Genomic DNA, 13331 nt, shown 5'->3' with positions numbered 1-13331 from the left:
CTTCAGCCCTCAAACGCTCTGGATGTAATCCCTCAGCGCCGCAGCTTCGCTTTCGATCTTGTCGATGCGGTACTTCACCAGATCGCCGATCGAGACGAAGCCGATCAGCGTCGTGCCTTCGACCACCGGCAAGTGGCGGATCCGCCTGCGGGTCATCAGCGACAGTGCAGACATCACCGGCGTATCGGGGGTGACCGTGATCGGCGGCGCGGTCATCGCCGCTTCGACCGGTTGGTCGAGGATGCCGGGCCCATCGGAGTTCAGCCTATAGACAAGGTCACGTTCGGAAAAGATGCCGACAACCTCGCCATCGCGCACGATCGGCAGCGCACCGATGCGCCTTTCCGCCAGTAGATTGGCAGCGTCGCGCACCGTGGCGGTGCAGGTGCACTGGTGCACGATACCGTCACGTTTCGACAGGATGGTGGCAATGGTCATGGCATGCGCTCTCCTTGGCAAGGCCCGGTCACCTTGGTCGGCGGTACCGCATGCATGCAGGCCGCCATGGCGACTCAAGCTCGAACGATGGTCCCACGAAATGCTTGGAAAGAAAAGCGCGCAAGCCCTATATCGCGATCATGCCACGCTTTTCCAATCTCGATGATCCCGATTATGCCCGCTTTGCCTGGCGCCGCTACTGGCGGGTGATGGGCTGGATGGGGAGCGTTACCGGTCTTGCGGTGGTGCTGACCCTGGTCGGCCTGTTCCTGCTGCACGGCACCGTGTCGATCCACCTGTATATCGCTGCAGCGCTGGGCGTCGGCTTTACCATGATGCTGACTGCAGCACTGATGGGGCTGGTGTTCCTCTCCAGCGGCACCGGGCATGACGAATCGATAGACGACGCGCTCGATCCCGACGCGCCTTGAGGGGGGACTGATCCATGGCTGAACTGACCGGAACGCTGGCTGCGGGCCGCGAACCCATATTGCGCGTCGTGCCCGCGCCGTCGGACATCAATTCCAACGGCCATATCTTCGGCGGCTGGGTGCTCGCGCAGATGGATATCGCCGGCGGCATCATCGCCGGCCGCGAAGTGCAGGGGCCGTGCGCCACGGTCGCCATCGAGACGATGCAGTTCCTCGCGCCCATCCTGCTGCGCGACATCATCTCGATCTATGGCGAGGTCGAGCGTGTCGGCCGCACCTCGATCGCGATCCGGCTCGACGTCATCGCCACGCGCGGGCGCAATGCGGAAGAGGTGCGCGTCACCAGCGGGCTGTTCACCTTCGTCGCCCTGGACGAGAACCATCGCCCCCGCCCGATCGTGCGCGAAGCGAAACTGGTCTAGCCCTGTTCGATCTGCGCGAGCAGATTGCCCACCGTCTGGATCAGCAGCGCGATATCGGCATCGCGCGACAGGCGGTGGTCGCCATCCTTGATCAGCAGCAACTGCACATCATTGCTGCGCAGCTGCTTTTGCGTTTCCAGCGCATATTGCCACGGCACATCGGCATCGGCCTGGCCATGGATCAGCCGCACCGGGCCATCGAACGCGATCTCGCCGATCAGCACGCGGTTGCCCTCGCCCGATTGCCAGAAGCGGCGCGTGGTGACCATCGGCTCGGGGCCGTATTCGCTCGCCCGCTCGAGCCGTCCTTCGGTGAGGATGGTCATCTTCTCTTCCTGGGAAAAGCCCCACATCGTGAAATCGGGCGCGGCAGCGATGCCGACGAGCCCCACCACGCGCTGCGGCCGCGCCAGCGCCGCCAGCAACGCCAGCCAGCCGCCCATCGACGATCCGATCAGCACGACCGGGCCGCTGACCACGCTGTCGATCAGCGCCAGCACATCGCCCAGCCAGTCGGCCAAAGCCTGATCCTCGAACGTGCCGCTGCTCGCGCCACATCCGGCATAATCGAAGCGCAGCATTGCCAGCCCCTGCCCCTGCGCCCAGGCATCGAGCGCCAGCGCCTTGGTGCCGGTCATGTCGCTGGCATAGCCGGGCAGGAAGACGAGCGTCGGCGCAGCGGCGCGCTCGGCGCTGGCGCGGCGGTGATGATACACGAGACGCGGCCGCTCGGCGCGATCGAGAAAGCTGATGGAAGGATCGCTCATATCCATCCCCCCAGTTCGCGGCGGATCAGCGTCTCGAGCATGTCCATGCCTTCGGTGCTGGCGTTCAGGCAGGGCAGATAGGCAAACTTCTCGCCGCCGGCCTCCTCGAACTGCTCGCGGCCCTGGATCGCCAGCTCTTCCAGCGTTTCGAGGCAATCGACCGAAAAGCCCGGCGCGATCACGGCGATGCGCTTCACGCCCTTCTTGCCCAGCGCTTCGAGCGTCGCGTCGGTCGCAGGCTCGAGCCATTTGGCCCGGCCGAAGCGCGACTGGAACGAGACGACGAGGTTGCGCCCCATCGCCTCGGACAGCAGCCGCGCGGTCTTGCGGCACTGACAGTGATAGGGATCGCCCAGATGCAGCGTGCGCAGCGGCATGCCGTGGAAGCTGGTGACGATTTCCTCCGGCTCGAAATCGAGCGAGGCGATGGCATGTTCGACATTGCGCTTGAGCGCATCGATATGCGCGGGATCGTCGTGATAGGGGGGCAATGTGCGGATCGCGGGCTGCCAGCGCATTGCCTGAAGCACCTCGAACGCCTTGTCGTTGGCGGTGCCGGTGGTCGCGCCCGAATATTGCGGATAGAGCGGCGCGAGCAGGATGCGGTCGCATCCGGCGTCCTTCATCGCCTTGATCCGCGATTCGATCGACGGCTGGCCATAGCGCATCGCGTAATCGGTCAGCACCGCATCGCCCAGCCGGACTTTCAGCGCCTCGGCCTGCCTGCGCGAATAGACCGCGAGCGGCGAGCCCTGGTCGGTCCACACCTCGGCATAGGCGGCAGCGGACTTCTGCGGGCGGGTGTTGAGAATTACCCCGCGCAGCAACGGCTGCCAGACGATCGCGGGGATTTCGACCACGCGCTTGTCGGAGAGGAACTCGCCCAGATAGTCGCGCACCGCCTTGGTGGTGGGCGCCGCCGGGGTCCCTAAGTTGATCAGCAGCACGCCGATGCGCGGCTTGATAATGGGCGGGTGGTCGGCGGGCGGGGCCATGCCCGACATCGATATCTCGATCTCGCTCACAGGCCACCCGAGAGCAGCGGAAGTTGGCGGAAGCGCAGGCCGGTCGCGGACGCGAGCGCATTGGCGATAGCAGGGGCGACGGCGGGCACGCCGATCTCGCCCAGCCCCGCGGGCGACTCCTGGCTTTCGATAAAGTCCACACGGATCTCCGGAATGTCGGCCAGTAGCGGCAGGGAAAGGTCTCTCAAGGTGCGGGCATCGGGATAGCCGCCGGTCCAGCCGGTGGCACAGCCCATCGCCATGGCAAGGCCGAATATCATGCCGCCCTCGATCTGTTGCAAGGCTATGTCGTGATTGATGATGCGTCCGGCATCGACCACCGCCGAAAGCCGCTCCACCTGGAAGCCGCCCCGCGCCGCTCCGCCCCCGGCCCCGTCGCTGGCGCGCGAGGCGCTGGCGATCACCGCAATATGGGCCCCGTTCCAGCTGCAGCAGGCGACGCCCTGGCCGCTGTTGTCGAGCCCGCCGTCCCATTCGGCAAGGCCAGCGACGCGGGTGAGGCAGTTGGCGAGACGGATGTTCTGCCCCAGCATCTGCACCCGGTACGACAGAGGTTCGCGCCGCGCGCGGCCTGCGAGCTCGTCGATGAACGATTCGGTGACGAACACGCCGTAGCTCGCCGAATTGCCGCGCCAGCGCCCGGTGGGGATGTCGATTTGCACCGGATAATGATCGATCGCCAGGTTGGGGATATCGTAAGGCACCATCGCGCCTGCGACCGCCATCAGGTCCGCCTCGCCGCTGGTCGCATCGATCGCATCGGGCCCGTGCACATCATTGAACAATCGCTGGGCAAATTCGCGCGCGCTGGGCGGGCAGGCGATCTTGACCGATAGCGCAGAGATATTGGCCTGCTGATCGGTGAGCGCGGCGACGCGCGCGGCGACGGGCGTGCGCACGGGGTCGCGCACCGCCTCTTCCTGGCGCGATCGGATGAGCTGCACCGGACGGCGCAGATCGCGCGCCATCACTGCGGCGGCGGCGACAAGGTCGTCATCGAGCCGCCGGTCGAACGATCCGCCGGCAGGCATCGGGTAGATCTGCACATTGGCGACCGGGATGCCCAGCGCGGCAGCCGCGCGGCGACGCGCGACCTGCGGGGCCTGGCTGGCCACCCACAGTTCGAGGCGGTTGTCGGCAAAGCGCGCGGTCACCGCACCGGTCTCGGGCGTGGCATGCGGCGCGGCGGCGATGGCATAGCGTGCCGCGAGCCCCTTGCCACCGGCAAAGCCTGCATCCCCTGCGCCGCGCGCAATCAGGCGATAGCCGGTCCCGCCGCCCTTCTCCGGCCCGTCGAGCGCCTTGTCGAGCTGCTCTGCCACCTCCTCGCCACTGCGCCGCTTGCCGATATGGCGAAAACGCGGGCGCAAGGCACGCACGGCCGTATCCGCCGCCCACCAGCTGGTCGCGACCGCCGCCACCCAGTCACTGCCCTTGACGATGTCGATCAGCCCGGTGATGCCCTCGGCGGGCTTGCGGTCGACGCTGACCAGCGCCACCGCGCCCAGCGGACCCTGGCGGATCGCGGCATAGACCATGTCAGGCAGGCGAATGTCACCGGCAAAGCTTGCGCTGCCATCGACCTTGCCGGGCAGATCGAGCCGCGCGAACGGTGGCGCATCGCCGATGGGTTCGGCGCGGACATTGCCCGGCAAGGTGGTGCGCAACGGCGCAGGATCGGGCACCGGATAGTCCACCGCCTCGGCGGCAAGCTCGGCAAAGCGCAATCTCTCGTTGCCCCACACGACAAAGCCGTCGCGCGTATCGGTTTCCTCGACCGCCGCGCCCCAGCGGTCTGCCGCTGCCTGGCACAGCAGCGAGCGCGCGGTCGCAGCAGCGGCGCGATAGCTGGCTTCGTACGCGGTGACCTCGGTATCGCCCGCCGTCACCACGAAATCGCGCATCGTCGCCCAGCGGCGCACCAATATGTCATTCTCGTCAGGCCGCAGCGCGGGCACCGGGGGCAGCAGCAGCGGCGCCCATTGACTGGCAAGGCTTGTGTTGGCGAACACCGGAGCGGGCGGCGCAGGCTCCAGCGCGATGGTGCGCCAGTCCGCGCCCAGCTCTTCGGCGACGATCTGCGCGAGCACGGTGCCCACGCCCTGCCCCATCTCGCAATGTGGGTTGCTGACGATCACGGTGCCGTTGGCGGCGATGCGCAGATACGCGCCGAACACGGCCTCGTCATCGACCAACGCGGGCGGATTGTCGTACTGGCGCGGCCATAGCGCCCACGCGATCGTCAGGCCGGTACCCGCGGCCGCCGTGACCAGCAGCCCGCGCCGCGTGATCTGCACCATGCCTAGCCTGCCGTCCCGAACCGATGATCGATCCAGGTGGAAATGCGCGCGGCGATGGCGGCAAAGCTGTCGGAGATCAGCCCCTCGCCCGAGGCCGGCGGCACGCCCGCATCGCTCGACCGGCGGATCACCATGTCGAGCGGCACGCGGCCCAGGAACGGCAGGTTCATCGATTTCGCCGCCGCTTCCGCACCGCCGATGCCGAACGGGTCGGAGAGTTCGCCGCAATGCGGGCAGACATAGCCCGCCATGTTCTCGATCAGCCCGATGATCGGGACACTGCCCTGTTCGAACAGGCTGATCGCGCGCACCGCATCCATCAGTGCCAGATCCTGCGGCGTGGAGACGATCACCGCGCCTGCCGGCTTGTGCTTCTGCAGCATCGAGAGCTGCACATCGCCGGTGCCCGGCGGCAGATCGACGATGATGTCGGTGACATCGCCCCAATGCGCGTTGATCAATTGGTCGAGCGCCTTGCCCGCCATCGGCCCGCGCCACGCGATTGCCTGGCCCTGCGGCACGATATGCCCCATCGACAGCAACGGCACGCCATAATCATTGGCCACCGGGACCAGCTTCTCGTCGCGCGCGGTGGGCTTCACATCCTCGCAATCGAACAGGCGCGGCTGCGAGGGCCCGTAGATATCGGCATCGACCAGCCCGACCTTGCGCCCGGCGCGGTGCAGCGCGACCGCCAGATTGGCCGAGAAGGTCGATTTGCCGACCCCGCCCTTGCCCGAGCCGACCGCGATCAGCCGGGGCGGGCGGCGCTCGGCGGTCATCGCCACCTGCACCCTGGTAACCCCGTCGAGCTTGAGAAGCGTGCCCTTGAGCGCGATTTCCATCCGGTCGCGGGCCAGGCTGTCGAGCCCCGCCACGTCGAGCACCAGCGATACGACGCCGCCCTCGCGCAGCTTGACCGCGCTCGCCCTGCCCTCGCTGGCGGCCGCTGCTGTAGCGGCAATGTCGTTCAGCTCTGCCATAGTTCCCTCGCGCATAATGCGGCGCGCCGTCATCAGGCAAGCCTTGCTGCCCGGTGCACCGGCCCGTAGTTCGTACTTCGCCTAGACGAAATGATCGCCCACGCAAAACAGATGCGCATGTAACCCCTGTTTTTTGCGCATTCACGCCCTATAAAGAAGGCATGACAAGATTGACCGGCTGGTTTCCCCGCATATTGACGATGGCCAATAACAGCCCCTGGGGCAACGGATCGGGAGGTTCGGGCGGCTCCGGCGATTCCGGTTCCGATGGAAGCGATGGCGGGGGCGGCCCGCGCAATCCCTGGCAACCTGCAGGTTCCAGCCCGACGGGTGGCCGCAAGGCGTCGAACATCGAAGAGCTGTTCAAGCGGCGCGGCGGTGGCGGCGGCGGCTTTGGTGGCGGCGGCTTCGGCGGCCTGCCCCGGCGGCCCAATGGCAAGAGCTATCTGCCGATCGCCATCGGCGTGATCCTGGTACTGTGGCTGGTACTGACAAGCTTTCATCGCGTCGGTCCGCAGGAACGCGGCGTCGTCTCGTTCCTGGGCTCCTATTCGCGAACGCTGGAACCCGGCATCGCGCTGACCCTCCCCTCGCCGCTCGAATCGTTCGAGGCGGTCGATGTCCAGAACATCCGCACCATCGATATTCCCACCGCAGGCACGCAGGAAAACCTGATCCTCACCGGCGACCAGAATCTTGTCGACCTGGCCTATTCGGTGCGCTGGACGATCAAGGACCCGACGCTTTACCTGTTCCAGCTGGCAGATCCTGAAGCCACCATCCGCGAAGCGGCAGAAGCCGCGATGCGCGCCAGCGTCGCCGAAGTGACGCTGGACGACGCGATCGGTCCAGGCCGTATCGAGGTCGAGCAGAAGGTGGAACAGCGGATGAAGGAGCTGCTCGACAGCTATCGTTCGGGCATCCAGGTGCAGGGCGTCGCGATCAAGAAGGCCGACCCGCCCGAAGCGGTGAACGAGGCGTTCAAGGCGGTGTCCGCCGCGCAGCAGGAAGCGCAGACTTTCCTCAACGAGGCGCGCGCCTATGCCCAGCAGCTGACCGCTGCCGCGCAGGGTGAGGCCGCCGCGTTCGACAAGGTCTACGAAGAATATCGCATGGCCCCCGAGGTGACCCGTCGGCGCATGTATTACGAAACCATGGAGCGCGTGCTGTCCAAGCTTGACAAGACGATCATCGAACCGGGCAATGTCGTCCCCTATCTGCCGCTGCCGGAACTGCGCAAGCGGGTGGAGGCAACGCCTGCGCCTGCCGCGCCGGCCACCAGCGGGGAGGCACGCTGATGAACGGCATGATCCAACGCCCCATGCTGCTGCTGGGCCTGCTCGCGCTGCTGCTGATCGTGCTGGCCAGCTCGATCGCGGTCGTCCCCGAAACCAAGCAGGCGGTGATCGTTCGCTTCGGCCAGCCGGTGCGCACCTTCAACGTCTATCGCGAGAATGAGGAGTTCGGCCAGACCGGCGCAGGCCTGATCGCGCGCATTCCCTTTGCCGAGCAGATCGTCTGGATCGACAAGCGCGTGATCGCGGTCGAGATGGAGCAGCAGCAGGTGCTCTCCACCGACCAGCTGCGGCTCGAGGTCGATGCCTATGCCCGCTTCCGTATTGTCGATCCCGAACGGATGTACGTGTCCGCCGGCAGCGTCGAACGCGTCGCGGCAGAGCTTCGCCCGATCCTGGGTTCAGCGCTGCGCAACGAGCTGGGCAAGCGTCAGTTCGCGGCCCTGCTGAGCCCCGAGCGTGGCGGCATCATGGACCGCATCCAGGCAGGGCTTGACCGGATCGCGGCCCAGTATGGCGCGCAGATCGTCGATGTGCAGATCAAGCGCGCCGACCTGCCGCAGGGCACGCCGCTGCAGAGCGCGTTCCAGCGGATGCGCACCGCGCGCGAGCAGGAGGCGCGCACCATCACCGCGCAGGGCCAGAAGAACGCGCAGATCATCCGCGCCGAGGCCGATGCATCCGCTTCGCGGACCTATGCGAACAGCTTCGGCAAGGATGCCTCGTTCTACGAATTCTACCGTGCAATGCAGAGCTATGAACGGACGTTCCTGGGTGGATCGGGCGAAACCTCGATCATCCTGTCGCCGAACAACGAGTATCTGCGCGAATTCCAGGGTCGGGGAAATCGCTGAATCCGTGCGGCGCGGGTAACATGCGCCGCACCATTCAATCTGCGTTCAGGCGTGGATTGCAAACCGGGATTGCCATCGTTTGCGCCGTAGATGCGGCGGCCTGGGGCAGTCTGGTGGACGCGTCTTGAGAGATGAAGAGGATATGTACGTGCGATACGCTTATGCAGTGACGTCAGCCCTTTTGCTGGGTGGCAGCGCCGTGGTGCTGGCCACCGGCCAGCCGCTGGGCGCCCAGGTTGCCCAGAACGACCAGAGCGCGATGATGGCCGCAGCGCCGCGCCCCGGCGCGCCGATGAGCTTTGCCGACCTGACCGAGCAGCTGCAACCGGCGGTCGTCAACATCTCCACCCGCCAGCGGGTGCGCGTGCCCAACAATCCGTTTGCCGGAACCCCTTTCGGCGGCCTGTTCGGTGCACCCGAAGGCGGCGGCGGCGGTACCCGCGAGGCGCAGTCGCTCGGATCGGGCTTCATCATCTCGGCCGATGGCTATGTCGTCACCAACAACCACGTGATCGCCGCCGAGGGCAATGCCTCGGTCGAATCGATCACCGTGACCATGCCCGATGGCACCGAATATCCTGCCCGGCTGATCGGTCGCGATCCGCAGTCCGACCTTGCCGTGCTCAAGATCTCGGGCACCAAGCCGTTCCCGTTCGTACGCTTCGGCGATTCGACCAAGGCGCGCGTCGGCGACTGGATTCTCGCGATCGGCAACCCGTTCGGCCTCGGCGGCACGGTGACCTCGGGCATCATCTCGGCGGTGTATCGCAACACCGGCCAGGGCGGCGCGTATGACCGCTATCTACAGACCGATGCCGCGATCAACCGGGGCAATTCGGGCGGCCCGATGTTCGACCTCAACGGCAATGTCATCGGCATCAACAATGCCATCATCTCGCCCACCGGCGGCAGCGTCGGCATCGGCTTTGCGATCCCCGCAGAGGTTGCAGCGCCGATCGTCGAGAAGCTGCGCAGCGGTGCAGCAATCGAGCGCGGCTATCTGGGCATCGGCATCAACCCGCTGACCGACGATCTGGCAGCCTCTCTGGGCCTGCCCAAGAAGCGCGGCGAGTTCGTGCAGCGCGTCGAGCCGGGCGAAGCGGCTGAAAAGGCCGGAATCAAGGCGGGCGATGTCGTCGTCAGCGTCGATGGCAAGGATGTGACGCCCGAACAGACTCTGTCGTTCATCGTCGCCAATACTGCGCCCGGCAAGCGTATCCCGATCGTGCTGGTCCGCAATGGCGAGCGGGTGACGGTGACCGCGACGGTGGGCAAGCGCCCGAGCGAAGAGGAACTGAACGCGCAGGCCTTCAATCCTGAAGCGGCCGAGGATTTCTCCGATCAAGACGAGCAGGACAGCGAGCAGGCGACCCGCCAGGCGCTGGGCATGGCCGTGACCGAACTGACGCCGCAGATCGCGCGCCAGATCGGCGTGCCCGCCGACCTGAAGGGCGTGGTTGTCGCGGCGGTCGACCCGTCGGGCGATTCGGCGACCAAGGGGATCCGCCGCGGTGACGTGATCCTGTCGATCAACAACCGCCCGGTGGTGACCCCGGCGGATGTCGACCGGGTGATCGCCGAGGCGCGTGCTGCCAACCGCGAGGCCGTGCTGCTGCGCGTCCAGCGTCGTGCCGGCCAGCCGCAGTTCCTGCCGGTCCGCCTGCGCACCAAGTAAGCGCCGCTGCGAGCAACAACGAACAGGGGCGGTACCGATGGTGCCGCCCTTTTTCGTGCCCGCTCGCCGTCCTTTGCCAAAACCGGCACCGCGCACGCTTTTCGCAAGCGTCAACTTGTCTTGATTGCGCCGCCTTCCTAGTGTGGCCGTGAAAGCCCTGATTCATGGGCAACACAGGAGACTATGGATGGCCCGAATCGCGATCGTAACTGGCGGAACACGCGGCATTGGCGAGGCAATCAGCCTTGCCCTCAAGGATGCCGGTGCACACGTCGTCGCCAGCTATGGCGGCAATGACGATGCTGCACGCGCCTTTTCCGACCGCACCGGCATCGCCGTGCAGAAATGGGATGTGGGCGATCACCAGCAGTGCCTGGATGCCACCGCCAAGATCGAGGCCGACCACGGCCCGGTCGACATCCTGGTCAACAATGCCGGCATCACCCGCGATGCCACGATGATGAAGATGACCTGGGAACAGTGGGACGAGGTGATCCGCGTCGACCTGACCGGCTGCTTCAACATGGCCAAGGCCTGCTTCCCCGGCATGCGCACGCGTGGCTGGGGCCGCATCGTCAACATCGGATCGGTCAACGGCCAGGGCGGACAGATCGGCCAGGTCAACTATGCCGCCGCCAAGTCGGGCATCCACGGCTTCACCAAGTCGTTGGCGATGGAAGGCGCACGCTATGGCGTGACCGCCAACGCCATTGCGCCGGGCTATATCGCCACCGAGATGCTCTCGACCATTCCCCAGAACGTGATGGACAAGATCGTCGCGCAGATTCCGGTCGGGCGGCTGGGCCAGGCCGAGGAAATCGCACGCGGCGTGGTGTTCCTCACCGCCGAGGAAGCCGCCTTCGTCACCGGATCGACGCTGTCGATCAACGGCGGCCAGCATATGTATTGAGCTGGCGTCCAGCCTGCATCGCCAGGGGGTCGCGCAGTGATGCGCGGCCCTTTTGCGTATCAGGGCCTGGCGAACAGCCCGGCGATCAGCCCGCGCTTGCCGCTGCCGGATTTCAGCACATTGCGGCGGAACAGCTTCGCGCCGAAGCGGATCAGCAGCAGCACCCAGAACGCCTGCCAGCCCAAGGCCAGCAGATGCTGCCACAGGCCATCCTGCTGCGCGGCGCGCGCCAGCATCGCAAAGGGCGAGCTGAACGGGAACGCCACCGCAACCAGCTCGATCGGTTCACCCAGCCGCGTCACCGAATAGGACGCGAGGAAGAAGAACAGCAGCTGGCCCATGGTGGCGGGCATCGACAGCGTCTGCACCTCGCGCACCGTGCTCGCCATCGCGCCGATGCCGAGGAACAGCGAGCCGAGCAGCAGATAGGCCATCGCGAAATAGCCAACGCCCAGCGCCAGGAACAGCGGCCAGCCAGTGGCGGGCGTGGGCAATGCCGGCAGGCCATTGGCAGCAATCAGGATCGCCCCCAAAGCCAGCGCGGTCCAGCAGGCGATGCCGATCAGCGCCATGCCCAGCATCGCGAACAATTTGCCCAGGAAGATCGCGTCGATCGGCACGGCAGCGGCGAGAATCTCGATGATCTTGTTCGTCTTTTCCTCGACGAGGTTGGAGAGCACCATGCCGGCCAGCAGCATGGTGAGCAGCACCAGCAGCGCCTGGCCGACCTGCGCCGTCACCAGCCGCCCCTGCTCCTGCGACCCGGCGCTCTGCGCCACGGTGCGCGTCTCGAGCGTAGCGGGCGCAGCTGCCCCCCCTGCCCGCGCGCGTTCGACCAGCAGTTCGAGCGGACCCTTCCACCGCATGATTTCGGATTCGGTGCCGATCAGCTGCGGCTTGGCCAGGCTGCCGGTGAGCACGCCGAGGAAACGGCTGTCGTTGCCCGAATCGAGCGCGCTTTGCGGATCGTCGGTTTCCACCGCGGCCAGCATCGGCACCCGGCTCTCGCCCAGCTGCTGCGCCAGCGCCGCGCGTGCCTTGAGAACGGCCTGGGTTTCGCCTGCACTCATCACCAGGGCGAAGCTGGGCTGGTCGATATCGCGGGCAACCTGCCCGCCGATGCTCCCCGCCGCGATGCCGATGGCCAGCGGAAAGACGGGTCCCAGCAGGAAGAAGAAGAACGCCTTGGAAAAGATGATCGCGGCAAAATCGCGCCGGGCGATGACCCAAGCGGCGCGCAACAACTCAGGCATCGGCGGCCTCCTGCTGATCGGCTTCGAGCTGGCGCGCAGCATCCGCGCCTGCGATCGCGACAAAGGCATCGTGCAGCCCGGGGCGTTCGATCGACAGCGACTGGATGCCCGCCTCACCCTCGATCAATGCGCGCAACAGCGGCTCGACCCCGGTCTCGGGCAGGGTGAAGTGCCAGAAATGCCCCTCGGGCGCGGCATCGGCGGGCAGCGCTGCGCGCCACGGTCCGTCGAGCGCGCGCGTCTCGAGCCGCACCTGCGGGCGGAGCCGGTCGCGCGCATCCGATACCGAGCCGGTGAACGGCACCTTGCCGTTCGCGATGATCGCGATGCGCTCGCACAGCCGTTCGGCATGCGCGATGACGTGCGTGGAAAAGATCACGGTGACGCCCCGGTCGGCCTGCGCGCGGATCAGCCGCTCGAGCTTGGCCTGGTTGAGCGCGTCGAGGCCGGAGAACGGCTCGTCGAGCACGATCAGTTCGGGATCGTGCACCAGGGTGCCGAGCAGCTGGACGGTCTGCGCCATGCCCTTCGACAATGTGCGCACCTCCTTGTCCGCCGCCTTGCCCAGGCCATGCTCCTCGAGCATCGCCCTGCCCCGCTTGCGCCCTTCGGCGAGCGGCAGCCCGCGCAGCGCGCCCATGAAGGCGATCGCGTCATAGGCTTTCATCGAGGGGTAGAGCCCGCGTTCCTCGGGCAGATAGCCCACGCGCCTGGCCACATCGAGCGGATGGTCGGTGCCCAGCAAAGTGCGCGTGCCCTCGTCGGGATCGACGATGCCGAGCAGCATCCGCAAGGTGGTGGTTTTCCCTGCGCCGTTGGGGCCGAGAATGCCGAAGATGCTGCCCGCAGGCACGGTGAGGTCAACCCCGTCCACCGCGCGCTGACGTCCGAAGATTTTCACCAACCCATGCGCTTCGATGGCGTTGGCGGTCACGGTCGGTCCTTCGGCATATCGGGCAGGAAAAGTGGCGTCCAGCT

The 13331-nt window shown here is 66.5% G+C and carries 13 protein-coding genes; 6 read left to right on the top strand and 7 right to left on the bottom strand.

The features are described from left to right. Positions 1 to 9 precede the first annotated feature (9 nt). Positions 10 to 438: a CBS domain-containing protein gene (locus D618_RS0111545; RefSeq protein ID WP_017671678.1), complete on the bottom strand. Its 429-nt coding sequence runs from the start codon at positions 436 to 438 to the stop codon at positions 10 to 12. 104 nt (positions 439 to 542) lie between these two features. Here D618_RS0111545 and D618_RS0111540 point away from each other — a divergent pair, with 104 nt between their 5' ends. After that, positions 543 to 869, top strand: a complete 327-nt coding sequence (locus tag D618_RS0111540) for a hypothetical protein (protein ID WP_343207532.1) — start codon at positions 543 to 545, stop codon at positions 867 to 869. Between the two features lie 14 nt (positions 870 to 883). Next, positions 884 to 1291 carry an acyl-CoA thioesterase gene (locus D618_RS0111535; RefSeq protein ID WP_017671676.1) on the top strand — a complete coding sequence of 136 codons (408 nt, stop codon included), beginning with the start codon at positions 884 to 886 and terminating at the stop codon, positions 1289 to 1291. On the opposite strand, the gene D618_RS0111530 is transcribed toward D618_RS0111535, so the two are convergent. Genes D618_RS0111530 through D618_RS0111515 form a run of 4 tightly spaced genes read right to left on the bottom strand, consistent with a single transcriptional unit; the run spans position 1288 to position 6165 of the window. Then, positions 1288 to 2064 carry an alpha/beta hydrolase gene (locus D618_RS0111530; RefSeq protein ID WP_017671675.1) on the bottom strand — a complete coding sequence of 259 codons (777 nt, stop codon included), beginning with the start codon at positions 2062 to 2064 and terminating at the stop codon, positions 1288 to 1290. The genes D618_RS0111535 and D618_RS0111530 overlap by 4 nt on opposite strands. Then, on the bottom strand, positions 2055 to 3053 hold the full coding sequence (gene hemH / locus D618_RS0111525) for a ferrochelatase (protein WP_026091588.1): 999 nt from the start codon (positions 3051 to 3053) through the stop codon (positions 2055 to 2057). The genes D618_RS0111530 and hemH overlap by 10 nt, the downstream gene beginning before the upstream one ends. Before the next feature lie 26 nt (positions 3054 to 3079). Then, a complete protein-coding gene (locus D618_RS0111520) occupies positions 3080 to 5383 on the bottom strand; it encodes a molybdopterin cofactor-binding domain-containing protein (protein ID WP_017671673.1) in 2304 nt (767 codons plus the stop codon). Between the two features lie 2 nt (positions 5384 to 5385). Then, positions 5386 to 6165: an Mrp/NBP35 family ATP-binding protein gene (locus D618_RS0111515; protein ID WP_238550665.1), complete on the bottom strand. Its 780-nt coding sequence runs from the start codon at positions 6163 to 6165 to the stop codon at positions 5386 to 5388. A 362-nt stretch (positions 6166 to 6527) separates the two neighbouring features. Between D618_RS0111515 and D618_RS0111510 the strand changes: the two genes are divergently transcribed. The 4 genes from D618_RS0111510 to phbB all read left to right on the top strand — a co-directional run bounded on the left by D618_RS0111510 (position 6528) and on the right by phbB (position 11100). Continuing rightward, positions 6528 to 7664 (top strand): protease modulator HflK, encoded by a 1137-nt coding sequence (locus D618_RS0111510; protein WP_026091586.1) that lies wholly within the window; start codon positions 6528 to 6530, stop codon positions 7662 to 7664. Continuing rightward, positions 7664 to 8515 carry a protease modulator HflC gene (locus D618_RS0111505; protein ID WP_017671670.1) on the top strand — a complete coding sequence of 284 codons (852 nt, stop codon included), beginning with the start codon at positions 7664 to 7666 and terminating at the stop codon, positions 8513 to 8515. The genes D618_RS0111510 and D618_RS0111505 overlap by 1 nt, the downstream gene beginning before the upstream one ends. 142 nt (positions 8516 to 8657) lie before the next feature. Further along, complete coding sequence (locus D618_RS0111500) at positions 8658 to 10190, top strand: Do family serine endopeptidase (RefSeq protein ID WP_193746712.1); 1533 nt, start codon at positions 8658 to 8660, stop codon at positions 10188 to 10190. 187 nt (positions 10191 to 10377) lie between these two features. Then, positions 10378 to 11100 (top strand): acetoacetyl-CoA reductase, encoded by a 723-nt coding sequence (gene phbB / locus D618_RS0111495; protein WP_017671668.1) that lies wholly within the window; start codon positions 10378 to 10380, stop codon positions 11098 to 11100. Between the two features lie 59 nt (positions 11101 to 11159). On the opposite strand, the gene D618_RS0111490 is transcribed toward phbB, so the two are convergent. Together D618_RS0111490 and D618_RS0111485 are read right to left on the bottom strand one after the other, a co-directional pair. Then, complete coding sequence (locus tag D618_RS0111490) at positions 11160 to 12353, bottom strand: ABC transporter permease (RefSeq protein WP_026091585.1); 1194 nt, start codon at positions 12351 to 12353, stop codon at positions 11160 to 11162. Then, complete coding sequence (locus tag D618_RS0111485; RefSeq protein ID WP_017671666.1) at positions 12346 to 13287, bottom strand: ATP-binding cassette domain-containing protein; 942 nt, start codon at positions 13285 to 13287, stop codon at positions 12346 to 12348. Before D618_RS0111485 ends, D618_RS0111490 begins: the two co-directional genes overlap by 8 nt. Positions 13288 to 13331 lie beyond the last annotated feature (44 nt).

The organism is Blastomonas sp. AAP53, from assembly GCF_000331245.1.
Taxonomy (GTDB): domain Bacteria; phylum Pseudomonadota; class Alphaproteobacteria; order Sphingomonadales; family Sphingomonadaceae; genus Blastomonas.
Note: the sequence above shows the minus strand (reverse complement) of the source record. Positions and strands in the feature narration are given on the sequence as shown.